Source organism: Variovorax ginsengisoli, assembly GCF_030486595.1.
Lineage (GTDB): Bacteria > Pseudomonadota > Gammaproteobacteria > Burkholderiales > Burkholderiaceae_C > Variovorax > Variovorax ginsengisoli_B.
Genome location: NZ_JAUJZH010000006.1, coordinates 20,329 through 40,493, shown reverse-complemented (window position 1 = coordinate 40,493; position 20,165 = coordinate 20,329). Strand labels below are relative to the sequence as shown.

General features: G+C 67.6%; 22 protein-coding genes. 6 read left to right on the top strand and 16 right to left on the bottom strand.

Features of this window, described 5'->3' with window-relative positions; translation table 11 throughout:
- Positions 1–63: 63 nt before the first annotated feature.
- Positions 64–873, top strand: coding sequence for an META domain-containing protein (locus QZH52_RS38870; protein WP_436411560.1), 810 nt, complete (start codon positions 64–66; stop codon positions 871–873).
- 101 nt (positions 874–974) lie between these two features.
- A complete protein-coding gene (locus tag QZH52_RS10075; RefSeq protein WP_301807610.1) occupies positions 975–1,331 on the top strand; it encodes a hypothetical protein in 357 nt (118 codons plus the stop codon).
- 4 nt (positions 1,332–1,335) lie between these two features.
- On the opposite strand, the gene QZH52_RS10070 is transcribed toward QZH52_RS10075, so the two are convergent.
- The 6 genes from QZH52_RS10070 to QZH52_RS10040 form a co-directional block, all read right to left on the bottom strand.
- The gene (locus QZH52_RS10070) at positions 1,336–2,760 is read right to left on the bottom strand and encodes a cytochrome P450 (protein WP_301807608.1); all 1,425 of its coding nucleotides are present in this window, start codon (positions 2,758–2,760) and stop codon (positions 1,336–1,338) included.
- Positions 2,760–4,571: an FAD-dependent oxidoreductase gene (locus QZH52_RS10065; RefSeq protein WP_301807604.1), complete on the bottom strand. Its 1,812-nt coding sequence runs from the start codon at positions 4,569–4,571 to the stop codon at positions 2,760–2,762. Before QZH52_RS10065 ends, QZH52_RS10070 begins: the two co-directional genes overlap by 1 nt.
- An 83-nt stretch (positions 4,572–4,654) precedes the next feature.
- A complete protein-coding gene (locus QZH52_RS10060) occupies positions 4,655–5,278 on the bottom strand; it encodes a TetR-like C-terminal domain-containing protein (protein ID WP_436411559.1) in 624 nt (207 codons plus the stop codon).
- Positions 5,271–5,924, bottom strand: coding sequence for an ATPase (locus tag QZH52_RS10050; RefSeq protein ID WP_301807597.1), 654 nt, complete (start codon positions 5,922–5,924; stop codon positions 5,271–5,273). Before QZH52_RS10050 ends, QZH52_RS10060 begins: the two co-directional genes overlap by 8 nt.
- Positions 5,924–6,271 carry a type II toxin-antitoxin system prevent-host-death family antitoxin gene (locus tag QZH52_RS10045; protein WP_301807594.1) on the bottom strand — a complete coding sequence of 116 codons (348 nt, stop codon included), beginning with the start codon at positions 6,269–6,271 and terminating at the stop codon, positions 5,924–5,926. The genes QZH52_RS10050 and QZH52_RS10045 overlap by 1 nt, the downstream gene beginning before the upstream one ends.
- Before the next feature lie 62 nt (positions 6,272–6,333).
- Positions 6,334–6,645 (bottom strand): plasmid stabilization protein, encoded by a 312-nt coding sequence (locus tag QZH52_RS10040; protein WP_366919288.1) that lies wholly within the window; start codon positions 6,643–6,645, stop codon positions 6,334–6,336.
- A 358-nt stretch (positions 6,646–7,003) separates the two neighbouring features.
- Between QZH52_RS10040 and QZH52_RS10035 the strand changes: the two genes are divergently transcribed.
- Positions 7,004–7,207: a hypothetical protein gene (locus QZH52_RS10035; protein ID WP_301807589.1), complete on the top strand. Its 204-nt coding sequence runs from the start codon at positions 7,004–7,006 to the stop codon at positions 7,205–7,207.
- A gap of 15 nt (positions 7,208–7,222) precedes the next feature.
- Here QZH52_RS10035 and QZH52_RS10030 read toward each other — a convergent pair whose 3' ends face one another.
- From QZH52_RS10030 to QZH52_RS10005, 6 genes are all read right to left on the bottom strand, one after another.
- Entirely contained in the window at positions 7,223–8,353 is a 1,131-nt protein-coding gene (locus QZH52_RS10030; protein WP_301807587.1) for a YihY/virulence factor BrkB family protein, read from the bottom strand.
- A gap of 264 nt (positions 8,354–8,617) precedes the next feature.
- A complete protein-coding gene (locus QZH52_RS10025; protein WP_301807585.1) occupies positions 8,618–9,556 on the bottom strand; it encodes a 2-hydroxyacid dehydrogenase in 939 nt (312 codons plus the stop codon).
- A gap of 2 nt (positions 9,557–9,558) precedes the next feature.
- Positions 9,559–10,032: a type II 3-dehydroquinate dehydratase gene (locus tag QZH52_RS10020; RefSeq protein WP_286369681.1), complete on the bottom strand. Its 474-nt coding sequence runs from the start codon at positions 10,030–10,032 to the stop codon at positions 9,559–9,561.
- Between the two features lie 6 nt (positions 10,033–10,038).
- On the bottom strand, positions 10,039–10,656 hold the full coding sequence (locus QZH52_RS10015) for a glutathione S-transferase (protein WP_436411564.1): 618 nt from the start codon (positions 10,654–10,656) through the stop codon (positions 10,039–10,041).
- Between the two features lie 2 nt (positions 10,657–10,658).
- Complete coding sequence (locus tag QZH52_RS10010; protein WP_301807580.1) at positions 10,659–11,636, bottom strand: NAD(P)H-quinone oxidoreductase; 978 nt, start codon at positions 11,634–11,636, stop codon at positions 10,659–10,661.
- A 49-nt stretch (positions 11,637–11,685) separates the two neighbouring features.
- Positions 11,686–12,834 carry an ABC transporter ATP-binding protein gene (locus QZH52_RS10005; RefSeq protein ID WP_301807578.1) on the bottom strand — a complete coding sequence of 383 codons (1,149 nt, stop codon included), beginning with the start codon at positions 12,832–12,834 and terminating at the stop codon, positions 11,686–11,688.
- A 278-nt stretch (positions 12,835–13,112) separates the two neighbouring features.
- Between QZH52_RS10005 and QZH52_RS10000 the strand changes: the two genes are divergently transcribed.
- Entirely contained in the window at positions 13,113–14,363 is a 1,251-nt protein-coding gene (locus tag QZH52_RS10000; RefSeq protein WP_301807574.1) for a flavin-containing monooxygenase, read from the top strand.
- A gap of 5 nt (positions 14,364–14,368) precedes the next feature.
- Positions 14,369–15,511 carry an alpha-hydroxy acid oxidase gene (locus QZH52_RS09995; RefSeq protein WP_301807571.1) on the top strand — a complete coding sequence of 381 codons (1,143 nt, stop codon included), beginning with the start codon at positions 14,369–14,371 and terminating at the stop codon, positions 15,509–15,511.
- Here QZH52_RS09995 and argE read toward each other — a convergent pair.
- From argE to QZH52_RS09975, 4 genes are all read right to left on the bottom strand, one after another.
- Positions 15,508–16,689: an acetylornithine deacetylase gene (gene argE / locus QZH52_RS09990; protein ID WP_301807568.1), complete on the bottom strand. Its 1,182-nt coding sequence runs from the start codon at positions 16,687–16,689 to the stop codon at positions 15,508–15,510. The two genes, QZH52_RS09995 and argE, sit on opposite strands and share 4 nt — an antisense overlap.
- Positions 16,690–16,707: 18 nt before the next feature.
- Positions 16,708–17,667 (bottom strand): LysR substrate-binding domain-containing protein, encoded by a 960-nt coding sequence (locus QZH52_RS09985; protein WP_301807565.1) that lies wholly within the window; start codon positions 17,665–17,667, stop codon positions 16,708–16,710.
- Between the two features lie 65 nt (positions 17,668–17,732).
- Positions 17,733–18,404, bottom strand: a complete 672-nt coding sequence (locus tag QZH52_RS09980) for a DUF1028 domain-containing protein (protein ID WP_301807559.1) — start codon at positions 18,402–18,404, stop codon at positions 17,733–17,735.
- Positions 18,405–18,409: 5 nt separating this feature from the next.
- On the bottom strand, positions 18,410–18,823 hold the full coding sequence (locus QZH52_RS09975; protein WP_286369672.1) for a RidA family protein: 414 nt from the start codon (positions 18,821–18,823) through the stop codon (positions 18,410–18,412).
- A gap of 295 nt (positions 18,824–19,118) precedes the next feature.
- On the opposite strand from QZH52_RS09975, the gene QZH52_RS09970 reads away from it, so the two are divergent.
- Complete coding sequence (locus tag QZH52_RS09970; protein WP_301807551.1) at positions 19,119–20,147, top strand: ABC transporter substrate-binding protein; 1,029 nt, start codon at positions 19,119–19,121, stop codon at positions 20,145–20,147.
- Positions 20,148–20,165 lie beyond the last annotated feature (18 nt).

The window sequence follows — 20,165 nt, the reverse complement described above, 5'->3', positions numbered from 1 at the left end:
GCCGTCGCTGCACGGCCTGACTAAGATGCCGGTCCGATACCTCGAATGTCAGGGACAAGCGAAATGACGAAGCCATCCACCCGTGCTCTGATCTCGACGGCGGTGCTCGCCGCGGGCGCGGCCTGCGGGGCGCAGCCGCTGGGCGCCGCGCCGGCGGCTGCGGCCGCCGAGCCCTCGACCATCGAGGGCCCGACCTGGCGCCTCACCGACCTGCGCGGCATCGATGCCGCGGCGCTGCCGAGCGGTCCGGGCTCGGTCACGGCCCGCTTCAAGGACGGCCGCGTCGATGGCTTCTCGGGCTGCAACCGCTACTTCGGCAGCTATGCCTTCAAGCAGGGCCGCCTCGTGATCGGACCGCTGGCCGGCTCCATGATGGCCTGCGATCCGGCGTCGATGGCGCTGGAGACGGCCGTGCACCGGGCGCTGGCGGGTGCGTTCCGGCCGGTGCGCACCGATGACCGGCTGAGCCTGCTCTCGGATCACGGAGATGTCGTGCTGGCCTTCAAGGCCGAACCGGCGCCGGCGCTGGTCGGGCTGCGCTCGAACATCACCGGCTTCAACAACGGGCGGCAGGCGGTCGTGAGCCCGCTGGCCGGAACCACGCTGACGCTGGCCTTCGGCGATGGCGTCGTCAAGGGCTTCGGCGGTTGCAACAGCCTGCGCGCCAGGTACAGCGTCAACGGCGACCAGATCAGCGTCGGGGCGGTGGCCACCACGCGCAGGACCTGCCCCGGGGAGGGCGTGATGCAGCAGGAGCGCGAGTTCATCGCGGCACTCAGGTCGACCAGGACCTGGGCCTTCAGCGGCGCCTTCCTCGACATGCACCGGCCGGACGGCGAGCGAACCCTGATCGGGAGCCGCGAGGGCGACTAGGGTGAACACCCCCTGGGCCCGGGTGGACATCATCTGGGGGCCTTGGCACCATGCAGTGGCCTGCACGTTCGCGGGAGGTCCTCAACATCATGAAGGTTTGCATGAGAAAAATCGTTCCCTTGGTCGGCGCAGCATTGATCCCACTGATGGCCGGCGCGGCGATGGCGCAGAGCAGCGGCGAGGTCGACCCCGGCCAGGGCAAGGCGCCGCCGGCCGCCAAGACCACGCCGGCGGAGCGCTCCGAAGCACGCACCGAGCGCCGCGCGAGCGGTGGCCAGGCCGCGCGCGGCCCGCAGATGGGCGAGGCCCAGGCCAATCCCCTGACCGCGCCCTCGCAGCCGCGTGCCGAGCGCCAGGCCGCGACCGCCAAGCGCCGCGCCGCGAATGCGGCGGCCAACAAGGAAGGCAAGTTCTCGCGCGGCGGCAACGCCGACGCGCCGGAACGCCAGAAGCCCTGAGTACTCAGCCGCGCGCGCGCAGCCGCATGCGAAGACCCACGGGGGTCATCGTGAAGGCGAGATGCTCGCGCGCCGGCTGGCCGTCGGGCGTCTCGACGCTGGTGATGTCGAAGCAGTTCAGCAACTGCGCCATCGCCATCTTCATTTCAAGCAGGGCGAGGTAGCGGCCCGGGCACATGCGGGGTCCGGCGCCGAAGGGCATCGAGATGCGCTTCGCATTGCCGGCGACGGCGGCGGCCGGCCCTTCGGCCAGCCAGCGCTCCGGCTCGAAGGCCGAGGCGCTCGACAGGTGGGCGTCGCTGACGCTGTCGACGCGCATCAGGTTGATCACCACCGTGCCGGTCGGCACCTGCACGTCGCCGACCCGGGTCTCGCGCTCGGCCTGCAAGGCGAGGATCGGCGCCACCGGCTTGAGGCGCATCGTCTCGTGCGCGCAGGCCTCGACGTAGTCGAGTTGCGCCAGCTGGTCGAAGCTAGGGCAGCGCGTGTCGCCGAGCAGGCCGCGCACCTCGTCGGTGGCGCGCTGCAGCGCGGCCGGATGGCGCCACAGCAGGTCGATCATCCAGGCGATGGTGTTGGCGGTGGTGTCCTCGCCGGCCAGCAGCATCGTGAACACGTTGCCCGCCACCTGCAGGTCGGTGATGCCGCTGCCGGGCTGGTCGGCGGCCGCGATCATCGCTTCGAGCAGGTTGGTCGGGTGGGTGCGCAGCGCCGGGTCGGCCGCCATCCGGCCGCGCGCGTCGGCGATGAACTGCGCCACCGCCTCGTTGACCGCCTCCACGCCGTGCTTGAGTTCGCGGTCGGCCCGGCTGGGCCACAGGCGCCAGGTCGGCAGCGGCGCCAGCATGCGGCGCACGAGGGCCGGGAAGATCTTGTCGAGGTGCTGCTGGATCACGTCGCCGTCGGACTCCAGCGTGTTGACCTCGGCGCCGAACGCGAGCCCGGCGATCGTGTCGACGGTGTAGCGCATCAGGTCGGGCTGTAGGTCGATCGCGTCGCCGCGTCGGGCGGCCGCCTGCCATCGGCCGACCAGCCGCTCGGCGACCTTCTGCAACGACGGGAAATAGTGCCGAACGTGCGCCGGATCGAAGCTGGCCATCACCATGCGCCGCTGTCGCCGCCAGTCTTCGCCGTTGGCGCCGAAGACCCCGGGCTTGAGCCCCATCTCGCTGGCCACGGCCTCGAAGCGGGTGGTGCGCTTGAAGCCGTCAGGGCGGTCGCGCAGCGTGCTGGCCACCGCCTCGTGGTCGCCGACGATGAGCAGCCTGCGGCGCCCCATTTGCAGCTTGAAGAAGGGGCCGAATTCGCGGCACCACTGCTCCAGCTGCTGGTGCATGCGCGAGGTCTCGATCTGCAGCAGGTTGCCGATCAGCGGGGCGCCGCTGGGTCCCGGCAGGTCGTCGATGTGGCGCGGGGCCGTGGTTTCCATCATGCTTTCCTTGTGAATCCGTCGGCGCTCCAGCGCTCGCTGCCGACGCCGTGGTGGACGAAGAAGAGGCCATCGGGGTCGTAGCGTTCCTTGGCCGCGAGCAGCCGCGGATAGTTGCCGCCCCAGAAGGAACGCTGCCAGTCGGGCTCGAAGTAGTTGCTCTCCGACAGGTAGGAGCCGGGTTGCGGGACCAGCCGGCGCAGTTCGTCGAAAGCCCCGCCGATCGCCGCCGCCTGGCGTTGTGCCAGCGCGGCATCGGGCTCGTGCCCCGCGACGCCGGGAAAGGCCGGCGGCCCGTCGGCGCCGCCGATCGCGAGCGCGAATGCGTCGAGCACGGCGGGGTTCATCGCGGTGTCGCGGGCGGCGGCCAGGGCCTCGGCCGGCGCGCCGGCCAGCCCCTTGTTGACGTGCAGCGACACCCCCCAGTGCCGGCTGGCGGCGAACAGCGCGTCACACAGGGCGCTGCGCCGCTCCGGCTGGAGCAGCGCCGCCGGCAGCCAGGCCGACTGGTAGCCATGCAGCACCTGGCCGGCCTGGCGCTGGTCGCCCGGCCAGAACACGTTGCCGGCCGGCGCGCCGGGCCGGTCGTCGGTGCTGATGAAGCCGAACATGCGCTTGAACAGCGTCGGGGACCAGAAATCGCGCGCCGAGGTAGAGACGATCCTGAGCGGCGAGTACTCGGTTTCGAAGGCCTCGGGCGCGGCGTCGACGGCATCGAGAAAGGGCTTCCAGACGGCCTGGGCCTCGGCGCGGGACAGGCCCTGGAACACCATCGCGACGCGCAGCGTGTTGTCGGGCCGCAGGCGGATCTGTTCGCCCCAGTGCGGGTTGTGGAGCGCGGCGGCATAGAAGTCGACGATCAGGCCGACCAGGCGGCGAAAGGCCGGCGCCGATGAAGCCTTGATCGTGAGGTTGACCGCACCGAAGGATTCGGGGAGCGCATGCACCTTCAAGGTCAGGCGGGTGACCACGCCGAGGCTGCCGCCACCGCCGCCCTTGAGGCCCCAGAACAGCTCCGGTTCGCTGCAGGCGTTGGCGATCCGCACTCGGCCGTCGGCGGTGACCACCTCGGCCTCCAGCAGGCTGCCCGAGGCCAGGCCGTAGGCCTTCGAGAAGCTCCCGAAGCCCCCGCTCTGCACCAGCCCGGCGACGCCGACCGTCATGCAGCCGCCACCTTGCACGTAGCCACCGCCGCGGCTGGTGACCGCGTCGTAGACATGGGCCCAGACCGCGCCGGCGCCGACAGAGACGGCCCGCACCGGCGCCGCCCGGCCTTCGCAGCCCTTGCCGACGAAGTCGTCGTGGAGCAGGACTTGGTTCATCCGGCGGGTCCAGACCAGCAGGGAATCGGGCGCGCTGGAGGTGCCTTGGTAGCTGTGCCCACCGCCCTTGACCACCAGCCGCAGCCGGTGTTCACGGGCGAAGTCGATCGCGGCGGCGACGTCGGCGGTGCTGCGCGCGGCCACCGCATGGACGCTCGGGCTGGAGGTCCAGGCGCCGACCCAGCCGAGGGTCTGCGTCAGGCCGATCTCGTCGCCGAGGAAGTAGGGGTTGCGCACCGCGTTGAAGAACTGCGTGCAGGCGGGTCCGGCGGGTGCCTCGAGGCAGGGCGTGAACGGCGACTGCACCTTGACCAGTGCGTCGCCGCCCAACCGTTCGCCCAAGCGCTGCCATTGCGCATCGCTCGGCCAGTCGGGGTCGCCCGGTCGCACCCGGCCGGCCGTGGCGGCCGCGCGTGCTGGCGCCAGCAGACCCCACGGGGTGGCGAAAGGGGTCGCGGCGGCGAGTTGCACCAGACGTCTTCTGCGCATGGGAATGCCTTGGTCGAGGACTGCATGGGTCGAGCGGGCTGAAGTATGCCGAACACGGGGTGCGAAGTCTTGCCCGGGCGGCCTCAGCGGGACGGCGGCTCCGCGGCCAGCGCCACGTTCTCGAGCGCAGCGTCGACCAGCGCCAGCGGGTCGCGGAAACCGGCGGAGGCCTTGAGCACGCCGTGCAGCCGCTGGTCGATGAGCAGCGTCGCGAGGCCATGCACATAGGCCCAGGCCGCGGTCACCCGCATCGCGTCGGACGCCGAGAGCGCGTCCGCGCCGGCGGAGGGCGCCTCGCCGATGGTCGGTGCCATCACCTGCATGGCGGCTTTCGCGGCCTGCGACAGAGACGGCCGGCGCATGTCGATGATCTCATTGCGGAACATCAGGCCGAACAGCGCGGGGTTATCGTGCGCGAAGTGCACATAGGCATGGGCGATGGCGTGGCGGCGCTCGCGCCGGTCGGCGACGCCGTCCATGGCCGCCAGCATGGCGTCGCGCACCAGTACCGTCTCGGCCGCCGCCAGCAGGGTCAGCGGCAGTCCGCCGTGGTGGTAGGGCCTGGATTCCAGCGACCTGGCGGTGTTCGATGCCCGCCACGTGGCGGCCGGGCCGCTGTGCATCGCGTCGCTGCCGCACCGGGTGCCGGACGGCTTCCACGGCAACTGGTTCGGGGCCGACTTCCCGCGCTGAGGGCGCTCAGCCATGCTGCTCGATCGCCGCCTGCAGGATCGGCCGCGCCCATTCGGGCGTCGCCGCCAGCGCCGCCGCATCGTCGGCGGCGGGGAACACCAGCCAGCCCCCGGCCATCTCGAGCAACAGCAACGGGTCGGGAATCGCCTCGCCCGGCGCCGCCTCGGCGCTGTTGTCGAAGACCTGCAGGCGGGCCAGCAGCGGCATCAGGCGGATCAGGTTCATGCGCGACCGGGTCCAGCGCTCGCGGATCTTGTCGGTCGGGATGTCGTGGCCGCCGGCGGCGACCCGGGCCTGGACGCGCCGCAGGTGCATCTCGGTCGTGGCGAGGCCGCAAAAGATCATGACCACGTCGTGGGTGCGCGCGGCCTGAGCGAGCAGTCCGGGGATGGTGCTGGCGCCGAGCGTGGTCTCGAAGGCATGGTTGCGGCGGCCGGCGATGGCGGCGGCGAGTTGGGCGCGGCCGTGTTCCCAGGCGCGGCCGTTGGCATCCTCGATCTCGAGGCCGAGCTGGCCGACCAGTTCGCGCGCGTAGCTGTCAGGGTTGTACCAAGCCAGGCCGTGCTCGACGAGCTGGGCGCCGCCGACCGAACTCTTGCCGGCGCCATTGACGCCGGCCAGCACCAGCACGAAGGGCCGCGCCGCGCCGGCCGCGGCCATCAGAACGAGGCGCCGGCCTTCGGACGCCGGGCCAACCGGCCACGGGCCGCGAACAGATCGCCCACCTGCCGGGCGGCCTCGGGCTGCCGCAACACGGCCAGGCGGCTGTCGAAGCGGGCCGACAGCTCCGCGAGCACCGTCTGCTCGCGGGCACCGAGCGTCTGCAGGTCTTCAATCAGCTGCTGGTAGGTTGCGGCGTCGAGCAGCACCATCTCGACCGCGGCATGGTTGGTGATGGCCACGCTGCCGCTCTGGCGAACCTGGCGCACGACGTCGCCCCACTTGTTCTTGACCTGCGAGGCGTTCTGGCGCGGCAGGTCGTGGAGGGCGGGCAAGGCGGTGATCATGGGCGACTCCGGGTGGAGTTGCCATTATGGCAAAAATAGACAAATTGTGAGTGTTGGCAGGCTCAGCTGCGGTGTTCCGCGTTGCGCTTGCGTGTGGCAGCAGCTTTTCTGGCCGATGCGGAGCGCTCCGCAGCAGAGCGCGAGGCCGCCGCCGCACCGCCCAAACGACCGCCCTTGCGGGCCGGCGCATGGTTTTCGGCTTGGCCGCGTCCGCTGCCGCTTTTCTTGCCGCCACCGGTCTCGGCGTTCACCGTCGCCCAGGCGCGCCGCTCGGCCTCGCCCTTGCCGACACCGCGGTGTTCGTAGCCTTTCTCGATGTGCTCGGCTTGCCGCTTCTGCTTGTCCGTGTAGGACGACTTGTCACCCTTGGGCATGATCGTTTCCTTCTGGTTGAGCAAGGCTCGTTTCTTGCTCGTCCTGCGCCACCTGCGAGTAGGCGGCGAGAGGCGATCCGCGTCGGAGCCGGCTTGCAGAGCATCGACGGGTCGGATCGGCGTTCAGGTGCGCTTAAGGCACGAGGGGTTGAATACGCGAGCAATCCGGATCTGCGGCCATCGTCCTGGCCGCTGAACCTCATCCGACACGAGCCCAGGCTGAGGTCCTACAGTCGCCGGCGCGTCGTGCGTGGACAGTGCGTAACGCCGCCCACCGCGAGACATCTGGATGTCGCTCTTGTCGGCGCCACGCGCATGGCGAGTTGATGCGCACCTTATTTGATTGAGGAGTTTTGCAGTGAAGACGACGTTGCGAGCACTCACCGAGATCAGGCTTCGCCGCTCAGAAGAAGTGTTCCAGGGCCGCGAGCCTGACGGGGGATGCGATCACCTGTGGATCCCCGACAACCGCGTCAACAGAGAAAGGCTCGTCCTGGCCGTGGAGCTTGGCAATCGCCTGCATGGCCCGGCCACCCATTGGATCGAAAAGCGCCAGGCCTGAGGCGAATCCACCGGGTCAATCCGCCCGAAGATCTTTCCTGCTGGCGGCGAGGCGCCTGCGTTGTCGCTGGATGGAGCGCTTCGCGGCGGCGTTGGCGACGACGAGAATCGCGAGCACGATGACCTGCCTTGCGAAGGCGGCTGTCGCCCGCTGGCGGAATCGTTGCGCTCTTTCCAGGGCCAAGGCTGTGGCCTCCGTTTCTTGCGGCCCGGTCGAGGCCACTGTGCGGCTCTCCACGATCGCCGTCCCGGCTTCGGCCACTTCGGCCGCCATTTCGGTGGCCTGCTGCGCCTTCACACCGGCCAGCGATCCGTGCGAGTCGGCGTAAACCTTTGTGAACTCGGCACCCAGGAGAAAGATCTGGGCGGCGTAGTAGACCCAGGCCACTAGCACCACCAGCGAACCGGCCGCGGCGAACGATTCCCGGACGCCGCTCTTGCCGAGATACATCCCGATCGCGAACTTGCCGAGCTCGAACAGGATCGCGGTCACCGCGGCCCCGATCCACACGTCGCGCCAGGCAATGGGCGCTGTGGGCATGAGCTTGAAGATCATGGCGAAGAGGAGGGCGATGATCGCGACGGAGATCGCCTCGTTGAGAATCTGCAGCACAGCCTCCCAGCCCGGCAGCAGGCCGCCGAACCATCCATCGAAGGCAGCCAGGCCGGCGCTCACCATCAACGAGACCATCAGCAGGAAGGCCAGCCCCAAGATGAGGCCGAACGACAGCAGGCGGGCTCGCAGCACCGACCAGACGCCCGAGGGCTTGTCTTTTTCCGGAACGTGCCAGATGCGGTCCATGGCGCTCTGGAGTTCCGCGAAGACGGTGGTGGCGCCGACCAGCAAGACGATAGCGCTGATGATGCCGGCGATCCGGCCTCGCTCGGGATCGGCGACGCTGCGCAGGAGCGCTTCCACGGCCGTCGCGCCCTCCTGGCCGACCAGCCCCGCGACCTGGGCCACGATCTGCGCCTGGGCAGCGTCGCGCCCGAACAGGGCGCCCGCGATGGCGATGACGATCACCAGCAGCGGGGCCAGCGAGAAGATCGTGTAGTAGGAGATCGCGGCGCCCATGCTCGGCGCATAGTCATCGGCCCAGGCGCCCACGGCCTTGCGGCAAAGCGCGAACAGTTGTTTCCAATTCATGACGCGGCCCGCTGGAGTTCGATGACGCACTGTCAGGCGAACCGAAGCCGGTCGAAGGTCGGCAATGCTGCGACTTGGGGTAGGCGGCCTTCCCGTGCGGGGCGTCGCTTGGTACTACTACTGTGGAATGACCTGGTATTGCGGCGGCTGCGGAGCGAGCCGGAAAGTCGTCGCATGCTCGAATCGAGCTTGCTCCCGAAGTCGTCGACGACCTTGACCGCTTTCTTGGATCACATGGCGCAGTTCGCGTGCGCGCCCAGGCCGTCAATACCCGCGCGACGGCTCGATGATGTTGTCCGGCAGTTCGCCTGCCGCGACGCGCAGGATATTGGCCGCAATCTGTTTGGCCGAGGAAGAAGGGATCGCCACGGATGCGAGGTGCGGAGTGATCAGCACGTTGGGCATCTGCCATAGCGCGTCTTCGGCCGGCAGGGGTTCGCGCTCGAAGACATCGAGCGTCGCGGCGCCGATGCGGCCGCTCTGCAGCAGTTCCGTCAGAGCGGCCTGGTCCACCAGGGCGCCCCTGGCGACGTTGACGAAGGCCGCGCCGGGCCGCATCTTTTCGAGACGTTCGCGATCGAAGATCTGCCTGGTCTGCGGCGTGAGCGGCAGCATCAGGACGACGATGTCGGCCTGGCCGATCACGGCATCGAGCGTCTCCATGCCGGCCGAACATTCCACGCCGTCGATCTGCGCCAGGCTGCGCGACCAGCCCAGCGTCCTGAAGCCCTGGCGCTGGATCTCGTGCGCTGCCTTGGCGCCCAGCTGCCCCAGTCCCAGCACCGCGACCGTGATGTCCTCCGGCGAACGCGGGTGGCGATAGGCCCACCTGCCCGCGCGTTGGGCCTGCTCGAAGTGCGGTATATCCCGAGCATGCCGGATTACGGCGAACAGCACGTAGCCGGCCATCATCCGCGCCATCTGCGGATCGGTGATGCGGGTGATGGGGATGTTCGGCGGGAGATCGTCGCGTCCCACCAGCGAGTCGACGCCTGCCCCCAGGTTGATGATCAGCCGCAGCTTCGTCATCCGTTCGAAGATGCCCTGCGGGGGCTTCCAGACCATGGCGTAGTCGATCTCTTCCGGCCGCTCGGCCTGGCCGGCATGAACCACCCGGAGCGCCGGAAGCTGCGCCTGGAGCGCCTGCTTCCAGGTCTGGAAATCGTCGAAGTCGCTGTAGAAGCCCAGGGTGCCGACACTCATTTTCAAGAAGCCTGTTGGTTCTTTCGCACCAGCCGCGCGACCGCCTCGATGGCGAGCTCGTAGCCGTCGCCGCCGAGTCCGGCAATGACGCCATCCGCCGCCTTCGATATGAAGGAGTGATGCCGGAAGGGCTCGCGCTTCCAGATGTTGCTCATGTGGGCCTCGATGATCTTCCCGGGAAACGAGAGCAAGGCATCCAGGATGGGGATGGAGGTGTAGGTCAGTCCGGCCGCATTGATGACGATGCCGTCGGCGACGCCGCGCGCTTCCTGGATCCAGTCGATCAGTTGTCCTTCATGGTTCGACTGCAGGAAACGCAGGCTGACCTGCAGCGAGGCCGCCTTCTGCTCGCAGCGCGACTGCAGCACGGGGAAGCTGTCGGTGCCGTAGTTCTTGTTGGCATCCAGGCCGTAGAGGTTGGCGTTGGGGCCGTTCAGGAACCAGACGGTGATGGGAGAAGTCGAGGTGTCGGTCATGGGTCTTCAAGCTTCGTAGGGTCGGGTGGCCTGCATGGCGGGCAGGTGCTGGAAGGCTTCGTTCCAACGGGCGGCGTTGCCGCATTGCGCGCGCCAGTCCAGTTCGGGAAAGCGGAAGTCCAGGTAGCCCAAGGCGCAGCCGATGGTGATCTCGCCGATGGTGGGCTTGTCGGGGCTCAACCCGGATGCGATGGCTTCGATGGCTTCGAGGCAGGCCGTGACCTTGGTCAACAGGGCTTCGCGCCAGGTGGGCCACTGGAATTCGGCGGGACGCGCGGTCAGCTCGTAGCGCGCCAGCAGCGCGGCGTCGAGCAGGCCATCGCCCAGCGCCTGGCGGCTGAGCGCCGTCCATCGATAGCCGCCAGCCGCCGGAAATATCGTCTGCGTGTCCGCCTGGCTGGCCAGGTACTCGCAGATCACCCGGCTGTCGTAGAGGGCCTGGCCGTCTTGCAGGATCAGGGTCGGGACCTTGGCGAGCGGATTGTGGGCCGCGATGCGCGGGTCGCGCCGAACCGGATGGGCGGCGCTGTCCAGCAGTTGGATCTTGTCGGCCTGTCCGGTCAGATGCGCACACACCATGACCTTTCGCACGAAGGGCGATGTCGGAGCGAAGAGGAGCTTCATCATCAGGGCACCAGCACCAGCTTGCCGAACACCTTGCCGCTTTCCAGCAAGGCATGCGATGCCGCGGCCTCCGCGACCGGAAAGGTGCTGTGGATGCGCGGCGCGATCCGCCGGCTTTTCAGGAGCGGCATCACATGGTGGGCCAGGCGCTTGGCCATGCGGGACTTGTCATGGTGACTCTGCGGACGCATCGTGGAGGAGTGCAGGCTCAACTGGCGCTGCATCAAGGTCAGCAGTTCGATGTTGACCGCCGAGCCCTGCATGAACGACAGGCTGACATGCCGCCCGCCGAAAGCCATGGCTTGCAGATTGCGGCGCACATAGTCGCCGCCGACGATGTCGAGCACCACGTCCACCCCGCGCCCCGCGGTGTAGTCCAGGCAGGCCTGCGTGAAGTCGGTGGTCGGCCAGCAGATCGCCAGATCGGCGCCCAGGGCCGTCAGTTCGGGGAACCGGCTTTCATCGTTGTCGGTCACGATGACCGTGCAGCCGGCCGCATGGGCCATCTGGATCGCCAGCGTGCCGATGCCGCCCGCGGCGCCGTGGATCAGGACCGTCTCGCCCATCGCTAGGCGCCCGAGCTCGAACAGGTTGTGCCAGACCGTGAAGAGGCCTTCGGGCAAGGCCGCCGCCTCGATGTCGGACAGCGGCGCCGGCACCACGAAGGAATGATCGACCGATGCCGTGCACCACGGCGCATAGCCGCCTCCGGGCACCAGGCTCATCAACCGCTGGCCCATCAGCGCGGTGTCGACGCCCGGGCCGCAGGCGACCACCTCGCCGCACACCTCGAGGCCGAGCACGTCGGTGATGCCCGGCGCGGGCTTGGCGATGCCCTGGCGCTGCATGACATCGGGCCGGTTGATGCCGGCGGCCAGCACGCGCAGCAGCACTTCACCGGCGCCGGGCACGGGCATGGGGCGCTCGGCCAGCACCAGCACGCTGGCATCGCCGGGCTCCCGGGCGACGATGGCTTGCATGGAACCTGGAAGGGAGCTTCTGATGTCGGTCATGGGTTTGTCTGGCCTTTTATTTTCGGGAGCTGAAGACGCTGATGCCCTCGTCGAGAAGCGCCAGCCCGGCGACCGAGCCGACGGGCCAGTGCTGCATGGCGGCGAGGCCCGCACTGCGTACCGTGACGACCTGCCGGGCCGTCATCGGGACATCCACATCGACGTAGGTATTGATGTGGTCGCCCTGGAAGACATGGTGGATCACGGTGCCGCTCAGGACCGATCCGGCATGCAGGGTCTCCAGCTGAATGTGCTCCGGGCGAACGTAGACGTCCAGCCTCTCGCCTTCGTGCGATGCGTCGACCAGTCGCGCATGCGGCAGGCTGAGATGGCCGGAGCCCAGGCGCAGCTGGATCTCGTGGGCGGTCTTGCCGTGGTAGTGGGCCGGCAGGATGTTCACGTCGCCGAGAAAGGACGCCACGAACGGATCCTGCGGACTGCGGTACAGGTCGGCCGGCGATGCGATCTGGCGGATGACGCCGGCCGACATCACGGCGATCCGGTCCGACATGGCCAGCGCCTCGCCCTGGTCATGGGTGACGAAGACGGTGGTCAGGCCCAGGCGGCGCTGGATCTCGCGAATCTCGACCTGCATCGAGCCGCGCAGGCTCTTGTCCAGGGCCGAGAAGGGCTCGTCGAGCAGCAGCACCTTGGGCTGGATGATCAGCGCGCGCGCCAGCGCCACACGCTGCTGCTGGCCGCCGGAGAGTTCGCGCGGCTTGCGGTGGCCGAGGCCGGTGAGCTTGACCATGGCCATCGCCTCCTTGACGCGCTGGGCCACTTCGTCCTTGGCCACGCCCCGCATGCGCAGGCCATAGCCGATGTTGCGCTCCACGGTCATGTGCGGAAAGAGCGCGTAGTTCTGGAAGACGATGCCGATCTGTCGCTTGTGCGGCGGATCGCTGGTCACCGGCTGGCCCTCGATGAAGATCTCGCCGCTGTCGGCCTCGGCGAAGCCCGCGATCAGGTTGAGCAGCGTCGTCTTGCCGCAGCCCGACGGACCCAGTAGGGTGAGGAACTCGCCCCGCCTGATCTTCAGCGAGACCTCGTGCAGCACGGTCTGGTCGTGGTACTTCTTGACCACGCCTTCCAGGCTGACGGCCGTGTCGGCCTGCGGATGCGAAAGGCTGGGCTGCGCTGCAGGGTCGGAGTGGACTACTTTCATGCCCGAACGATAAGGCATGGGTACGCGACCGGGTCTTTGCCGAAATTGATGCGGACCCTCGGAAAAACGAAAGGCCTCGACGGCCGCGGGGCACAGGCCTGTGCGAGGGCTTCTGTCGAGAGTCACGCAGGCAGCGCTTTGCTTTTTCCTAAGTCCTGAATCCGAAAAACGTGATTCTCAAATGCGGTGTGCTTCATCAGACTCGCCTGCATCGATGACTGGTGTCTCCAGGTTGCCTGGCGACTTGCATCAGTGGCGATCTTCTTTAGGAAACACACATGTCAGTGGAAAAAATCAATACCTTGGTGGTCGGTGCCGGGCAGGCGGGCATTGCCATGAGCGAGCATCTGTCGCTCATGGGTGTGCCGCATCTGGTGCTGGAGCGCAATCGGATCGCCGAACGCTGGCGCTCGGAGCGTTGGGATTCCCTGGTCGCGAATGGCCCCGCCTGGCATGACCGTTTTCCGGGGCTCAAGTTCGAGGATGTTTCGCCCGAGGCCTTTCCGCCCAAGGAGCGCATGGCGCAGTATTTCGAGGACTACGCCGCCATGCTGAAGGCGCCGGTGCGTACCGGTGTCGAGGTCAGGCAGGTCGAGCGCAACGCGGGTCGCCCGGGCTTCAAGGTGACGACCTCCGAGGGTGTGATCGAAGCGACCAATGTCGTCTCGGCCACCGGTCCTTTCCAGATCCCGGCCTATCCGAAGATCGTTCCCGAAACCGACGCGGTCCAGCAGTTGCATTCCTCGACCTACAAGAACCCGGGCCAGTTGCGGGAAGGCGCCGTGCTGGTGGTGGGTGCGGGAGCCTCCGGCTCGCAGATCGCCGAGGAGCTGCGCAAGGCCGGCAAGACGGTCTATCTCTCGGTGGGCGAGCACTACCGGCCGCCGCGTTCCTATCGGGGCCGCGACTACTGCTGGTGGCTCGGTGCCCTGGGCCTGTGGGACGAGGTCAAGATCAAGCCCAAGAAGCAGCACGTCGCTTTCGCGGTCAGTGGCTACGAGGGCGGCAAGACGGTCGACTTCCGTCGCCTTGCGCACATGGGCGTGACGCTGGTCGGCCTGACCAGGACCTACAAGGACGGCGTCATCGAATTCGAAGAAGGCCTGGCGAGGAACGTCGCGGAGGGCGACCAGGCGTACTTCGACGTGCTGCGCGAAGCCGATGCCTATATCGAGCAGAACGGCCTGCCCTTTGCGCCGGAGCCCGAGGCCTGGGAGCTGCTGCCGGATCCGGACTGCCTGAAGGAACCGATCATGAGCCTGGACCTCGCGAAGGCCGGCATCACGACGATTCTCTGGGCCACCGGCTTCACGTTCGACTACAGCTGGCTGAAGGTCAATGCCTTCGACGAGAAGGGCGCGCCATTCCACAAGCGGGGCATCTCGGCCGAGAGCGGCATCTACTTCCTGGGATTGCCGAACCTGGTCAACCGCGCCTCGTCCTTCATCTACGGCGTATGGCACGACGCGAAGTACATCGCCGACCATATCGTGATCCAGGACGCCTACATGTCGTACGGCAAGACCTGAGCTGCATGGCCGAGATCACTTGTATAGAGGACCTGCGCCGCCTGGCGAGGAAACGCGTGCCCCGCATGTTCTACGACTACGTGGATGGCGGCTCGTGGACCGAGTACACCTACCGTGCGAACGAAGAGGATTTCGGCGAGATCGAGTTTCGCCAGCGCGTGGCGGTGGACATCACCGAGCGCAGCACCGCCAGCACGATGGTGGGCCAGCCGGTCAGCATGCCGGTGGCGATCGCGCCCACGGGCCTCACCGGCATGCAGCATGCCGACGGCGAGATCCTGGCGGCGCGCGCGGCGCAGAGGTTCGGCATACCGTTCACCTTGTCGACCATGAGCATCTGCCCGATCGAGGCGGTGGCCGAGGCGACCGGCCGCCATCCGTTCTGGTTCCAGCTCTATGTGCTGCGCGACCGGAGCTTCGTCGAAGGCCTGATCGAGCGGGCCGGCAACGCGAACTGTTCCGCGCTCGTGGTCACCATGGACCTGCAGGTCTTCGGCCAGCGGCACAAGGACAAGAAGAACGGCCTGTCGACGCCCCCTCGGCCGACCCTGCGCAACCTGCTGAACCTGGCGAGCAAGCCGCGCTGGTGCTGGAACATGCTGGGCACCCGGCATCGCCAGTTCGGCAACATCGTCGGCCACGCGAAGGGCGTGGACAACATCGGCTCGCTGGTGGAGTGGACCCGCGAGCAGTTCGATCCCCGCCTGTCGTGGCAGGACATCGAATGGATCAGGAAGCGCTGGGGCGGCAAGCTGATCGTCAAGGGCATCCAGGAGCCCGAGGATGCGCGGCTGGCGATCGACAGCGGGGCCGATGCGATCGTGGTGTCGAACCACGGCGGGCGGCAGCTGGACGGCGCATCGTCGTCGATCTCCACCCTGCCGCGCATCGTGGAGGCCGTCGGCCACCGGGTGGAGGTGCACATGGATGGCGGCATCCGCTCGGGGCAGGACGTGCTGAAGGCGATCGCGCTCGGGGCGCGCGGCACGTACATCGGCCGCGCCATGATGTACGGCCTGGGCGCCATGGGAGAGAAGGGCGTCAGCACCGCGTTGGAGCTCATCCGGAACGAACTCGATCTCTCCATGGCCTTCTGCGGCAAGACGGATGTCCGCGGCGTCGACCGCGGCATCCTGCGCATGCGCTAGCGGCAGAGGAAGTCGACGAGGGCGGCCATCATCCGGTCGCAGGCCTCGATCTGCGACAGCTCCACGTACTCGTCGGCCTTGTGCGCCACCTCGATGCTGCCGGGGCCGCAGATCAGCACCGGGGTTTCGCGCCAGCTCTGCTTGAACAAGCCGCCTTCGCTGCCGAAATCGACCTTGGTGCAGCGGGTGCCGGGGGGCAGCAAGCTGCTGAGCAGGCGCACTGCCTCCGAGTCCTCGGGCGTGCTCAGGCTGGGATAGCTGTTGGTCAGCTGGATGTCCGGCAGGGGGGCCTCGGGATGCACCGCATCGGCCGCCACGCGTTCGACCAGGCGCTGCAGCACGCGGGCCAGGATCTCCTCGGGCTGGTCCTCGGAGACATGGCGGATCTCGAAGCTCAACTCGCATTCGCTGGGCACGATGTTCAGCGCCCGGCCGCCCTGGATCACGCCGACATGGACCGTGGAGTAGGGCACGCCGTAGCCTTCCTCGCGGGGGCCGGTCTCGGACAGCTCACGCTGCACCTCGCGCACCGAAGCGACCAGGTCGCTGGCCATGTGGATGGCGTTGACGAACCTGGGCGCCAGGCCCGAATGGCCGGCCTGCCCGCAGCAGACCGCCCGGTAGGCCGCCTTGCCCTTGTGGCCGGTGCCGATGCGCATCAGGGTGGGCTCGCCGACGATGCACAGGTGGGGCGCGGGAAGCTGGTTCTCGAGCCGGCGCAGCAGGTGGCGCACGCCGACGCAGCCGATCTCCTCGTCGAAGGACAGGGCCAGTTGCAGCGGTCGCGCCAGCGGCCTGCGGGCCGCGGCCACCATGGCGACGACCGCGCAGGCGACGAAGCCCTTCATGTCGGCCGCGCCGCGCCCGTAGATGCGGCCGTCCTTGTGCGTGGCCTCGAAGGGCGGCGAAGTCCAGGGCTGGCCGTCCACGGGCACCACGTCGGTGTGGCCGGAGAGCAGCACACCGGGCACGCCTTGCGGACCCACCGTGGCGAACAGGTTGGTCCGGCTGGCGTCCTGCGGGTCGGGCGCGAGGATCGATTCGATGCCGGCCTGTGCCAGGATCTCCTGCACCTTGTGGATGAGCCCGATGTTCGGTTTGAGGGACACCGAGGGGAAGGCGATCAGGGTTTCCAGCAACGAGATGCTGGAGATGCTTGCAGAACTTGCTTGATCCATGGCGATGCTTGGGGCGCTTCAGGGCGCCGTGATGTGGGGGTCGAAGAAACTCGCCGCGCTCATGCCGGGGATGTACTGGTCGGAGATGTAGGCGCGGCAGCGTTCCATGAAGACGCGGGTCAGTCGCGACTGCTTCATCGGCTTGTAGGTGGCCAGGCCGAGCTGCATCGGGCGATGGGTGCCGGCCAGGCGCACGCGCACCATGCGCTTGCCGTCGAGCGCCTGGTTCGATTTGGGCCGCACGTTGAACACGGCATAGCCGATGCCGTTGGCCACCATGGAGCGCACCACTTCCTCGGAGCGCGAGCGCGCCACGATGTTCGGCGTGACGCCGGCCTTGGCGAACAGCGAGGTGAAGTACTCCCGGCTCATCGGAAGGTCCAGCAGCACGTACGGCTGGCCCGCCAGGTCCTCGAAGGTGACGGCCTTCTCCTGCGCCAAGGGATGCAGTTCGCTCACCAGCACATAGGGAGGCAGCGTGGCGAGGGTTTCGAACTCGATGTCCTCGCCCAGGGTCAGGTCGTAGGTGATCGCCAGGTCGATCTCGAGCGCGCGCAGCTTGTTCATCAAGACCACCTGGTCGCCTTCGACCATCTCCACGTCCACCGACTCGAACGCGCGCGAGAACCCGAAGATGACCTCGGGCGCGATCATCGCGGTGAGCGACTGGAAGCTGCCCACGCGCAAGGCGCCCTGCATGACATCGCTCGAGTCCGAGGCGATCTCGTACAGGCGGGAGGACTGGTCGAGCACGTCCTCGCACTGCTTCAGCACCAGGGTGCCGATGGCGGTCAGGCCAAGCCCCTTGGAGGGATGGCGGACGAACAACTGCACGTTCAGTTCGGATTCGAGATGGGCAATGGCCGCGGAGATCGAGGGCGAGGAGATATGGATCTGCGCCGACGCGGCGGCGATGCTGCCGTGGGTCGCGGTGGCGACGAAATACTCCATCTGACGCAGGGAAACGCGGTTGAGCATGTCGAGGAAGAGAAGAGGCCGTGGAGCGGCACGTGACGTCAAAAGTCCAGTGTAGCGGCGGCCCTTCAGAGGTTTCCTGGCACCCCGAAGCTCGGGGCGGCGCGCGGGTCCAGCGCCCGCGTGATGTAGGCCTGCAGTTGCGGTTCGTAGACCTTCCAGGTCGCGTAGAGGGCCTGCACCGGGTCGAGCTCCACCCAGTCCAGCCGCAGGTCCACGATCGGCCAGCTCTGCTCCCCGTAGACCAGCAGGCCGGCCGAATGCACGGGGCCTTCCTCGCCGCCGGCCGCCTGGCCGGCGAGCATGGCCTGCATCAGGCGTTCGGCCAGGGAGCCTTCGGCGCTCTCGAAGGCCGACAGCATCGCCTGGGGCACCTCGCGCGTGAGCAGCATGTTGCCGGCGCAGGCAGCATGCGTGCCGACCACGCTGGCCAGCGTTCCGAGCGCCTGGGCGCCGGTGAAGACCACCGGCGGATTCGACGCATCGATGGCCATCAGCTGGCGGTAGTCGATGAAGGGGCGCTTCTGCAACTCGGCCACTGCCTGCGCCGGCGTCAGTCCGCTGGCGAGCAGGTCCAGGGCGAGCGGGCCCAGATCCGGATCGGTGATGTTCTGGCTGGCGGCAGCGCCCACGCCCTTGCGGCCGCGGATGCAGCGCGCGGCGACCGCGGGAGAGGACGAGGCCACTGCGGCACCGAACTGCCGGGTGGCGGGGCAGCGCGCGATGATGGAGAAAGTCATGGGGCTCAGTCGGGAATCATCGCGGTGGCATCGATTTCCACCAGCCATTCCGGACGGGCGAGGGCAGACACCACGATGCCTGTCGACACCGGGAAAACCCCCTTCAGCCAGCGGCCCACGACCAGGTACACGGCCTCGCGGTAGCGCGGATCGATGATGTAGATCGTGATCTTGCAGATGTCCTGGAGCTCGCCGCCGGCCTCCTCGAGCAGCATCGCGATGTTCGCCATGGCCTGCTCCGCTTGCCCGCTGACATCGCCGATGCAGACGCTCTCGGAGGTCTCGAGGTTCTGTCCGATCTGGCCGCGCAGGAAGACCATGCTGCCGCGGGCGACGACGGCCTGGCAGAGGTCGTTGTCGAGCTTCTGTTCGGGGTACGTGGCCTTGGTGTTGAAAGGCCGGATGCGGGTGTGTTTCATGTTGCTCGGGGCTGGTGACGGGAATGGCGATCCTCATCTGCGCCGGCCCCTGGAGCCATTTGTATTTTCCGGGCGACCGTTTAGGAATTTCCGAGCGTTGCCCCCGACCCGCGCCCATCAGGAAAATTGAGGCACCTCTAAGTAAAAGGCGACTTGGCCGCGAGTCGCGAGTTCCACATCATCCGGTCGCTGAAGTGAGTGGACCTGGTGCTGGCGTAATGCTTGCATCATCAGTCGACTCGCCGACCGATGGCAGCTCCGACCAACGTTCAACTTTTCGATTTGAGGGTTTTCAATGATTCGCAAGCTTTTGACACTGTGCATGCTTTCCGCCACGCTGGCCGCCGCTTCGGCCTACGCGCAGGACAACGCCCTGGTGGTGAGCACATGGGGCGGCAGTTTCCGCGACCTCATTGACGAGAACATCGGCAAGGAATTCACCAAGCAGACCGGCGTGCCGGTGAAGTACGTGACCGGCGGCACCATCGACCGCCTGAACAAGGCCAAGCTCGCCTCCAAGCCCGAGAGCGACATCACGTTCACGACCTCGCATGTAGGCTGGCTCTACGTCAACGGCGATCTGTTCGAGCAGCTCGACACCAGCAAGATCCCGAACGCCAGCCGCCTGGTCGACCGCGCCAAGATCAGCCCGTACCACATCGGCAGCTGGGCCTATGTGTATTCCATCGGCTATCGCCCCGACCTGCTGCCGCCGAGCGTCAAGTTCGAAAGCTGGAACGACCTGTGGAATCCGGCCCTCAAGGGCAAGATCAGCGCCCCCGATTTCGACCCCAGCCACCTGATCGCGGTGTCGGCGATGCTGTCGGGCGGGGATGCCAAGTCCTGGGAAAAGGGCCAGGACAAGCTCAAGGCGCTCAAGCCCAACTTCAAGGCCTTCTATACCAACGACGCCAATGCGCAGCAGCTGATCGCCACCGGCGAAACGCCCGTGGAAGTCATCCTCTCGATGAATGCGTATCACATGGCGAGCCAGGGCGTGCCGATCAAGGTGGTCATGCCCAAGGAAGGTGCGGTGCTCGGCGTCGACACCATGGCCATCATGAAGGGCAGCACCAAGACCGACCTGGCCTACAAGTTCCTGAACATCGCGCTGTCGCCCGAAGTGCAGTCGAAGATCGTGGCTTCGAAGAAGGCCAGCCCGGTGGTCGACAACGCGACGGTCTCGGCCGAAGACGCGAAGCTGCCGGGCGTGTTCACCACCAAGGCCCAGTGGGACAGCCAGACCATCGTCATCGACAACAAGCTGCGCGCCGAGAAGACGGCGGAGTGGCGCAAGTGGTTCACCGAAAACGTGATGAACTGACCCGGTCGGGTCTCAGGA

Coding starts and splice junctions, on each gene's coding strand:
- QZH52_RS10025 (WP_301807585.1), bottom strand. CDS start 9,556: ATGAGTGTCGGCACCCTGGGCTTCTACAGCGACTTCGACGATTTCCAG.
- QZH52_RS09970 (WP_301807551.1), top strand. CDS start 19,119: ATGATTCGCAAGCTTTTGACACTGTGCATGCTTTCCGCCACGCTGGCC.
- QZH52_RS10020 (WP_286369681.1), bottom strand. CDS start 10,032: ATGACCGACACCTCGACTTCTCCCATCACCGTCTGGTTCCTGAACGGC.
- QZH52_RS10065 (WP_301807604.1), bottom strand. CDS start 4,571: ATGCGCAGAAGACGTCTGGTGCAACTCGCCGCCGCGACCCCTTTCGCC.
- QZH52_RS10015 (WP_436411564.1), bottom strand. CDS start 10,656: ATGAAGCTCCTCTTCGCTCCGACATCGCCCTTCGTGCGAAAGGTCATG.
- QZH52_RS09995 (WP_301807571.1), top strand. CDS start 14,369: ATGGCCGAGATCACTTGTATAGAGGACCTGCGCCGCCTGGCGAGGAAA.
- QZH52_RS10000 (WP_301807574.1), top strand. CDS start 13,113: ATGTCAGTGGAAAAAATCAATACCTTGGTGGTCGGTGCCGGGCAGGCG.
- QZH52_RS09980 (WP_301807559.1), bottom strand. CDS start 18,404: ATGACTTTCTCCATCATCGCGCGCTGCCCCGCCACCCGGCAGTTCGGT.
- argE (WP_301807568.1), bottom strand. CDS start 16,689: ATGGATCAAGCAAGTTCTGCAAGCATCTCCAGCATCTCGTTGCTGGAA.
- QZH52_RS09985 (WP_301807565.1), bottom strand. CDS start 17,667: ATGCTCAACCGCGTTTCCCTGCGTCAGATGGAGTATTTCGTCGCCACC.
- QZH52_RS10050 (WP_301807597.1), bottom strand. CDS start 5,924: ATGGCCGCGGCCGGCGCGGCGCGGCCCTTCGTGCTGGTGCTGGCCGGC.
- QZH52_RS10040 (WP_366919288.1), bottom strand. CDS start 6,645: ATGCCCAAGGGTGACAAGTCGTCCTACACGGACAAGCAGAAGCGGCAA.
- QZH52_RS10070 (WP_301807608.1), bottom strand. CDS start 2,760: ATGGAAACCACGGCCCCGCGCCACATCGACGACCTGCCGGGACCCAGC.
- QZH52_RS10005 (WP_301807578.1), bottom strand. CDS start 12,834: ATGAAAGTAGTCCACTCCGACCCTGCAGCGCAGCCCAGCCTTTCGCAT.
- QZH52_RS10010 (WP_301807580.1), bottom strand. CDS start 11,636: ATGCAAGCCATCGTCGCCCGGGAGCCCGGCGATGCCAGCGTGCTGGTG.
- QZH52_RS10030 (WP_301807587.1), bottom strand. CDS start 8,353: ATGAATTGGAAACAACTGTTCGCGCTTTGCCGCAAGGCCGTGGGCGCC.
- QZH52_RS09975 (WP_286369672.1), bottom strand. CDS start 18,823: ATGAAACACACCCGCATCCGGCCTTTCAACACCAAGGCCACGTACCCC.
- QZH52_RS10075 (WP_301807610.1), top strand. CDS start 975: ATGAGAAAAATCGTTCCCTTGGTCGGCGCAGCATTGATCCCACTGATG.
- QZH52_RS10045 (WP_301807594.1), bottom strand. CDS start 6,271: ATGATCACCGCCTTGCCCGCCCTCCACGACCTGCCGCGCCAGAACGCC.
- QZH52_RS10060 (WP_436411559.1), bottom strand. CDS start 5,278: ATGGCTGAGCGCCCTCAGCGCGGGAAGTCGGCCCCGAACCAGTTGCCG.
- QZH52_RS38870 (WP_436411560.1), top strand. CDS start 64: ATGACGAAGCCATCCACCCGTGCTCTGATCTCGACGGCGGTGCTCGCC.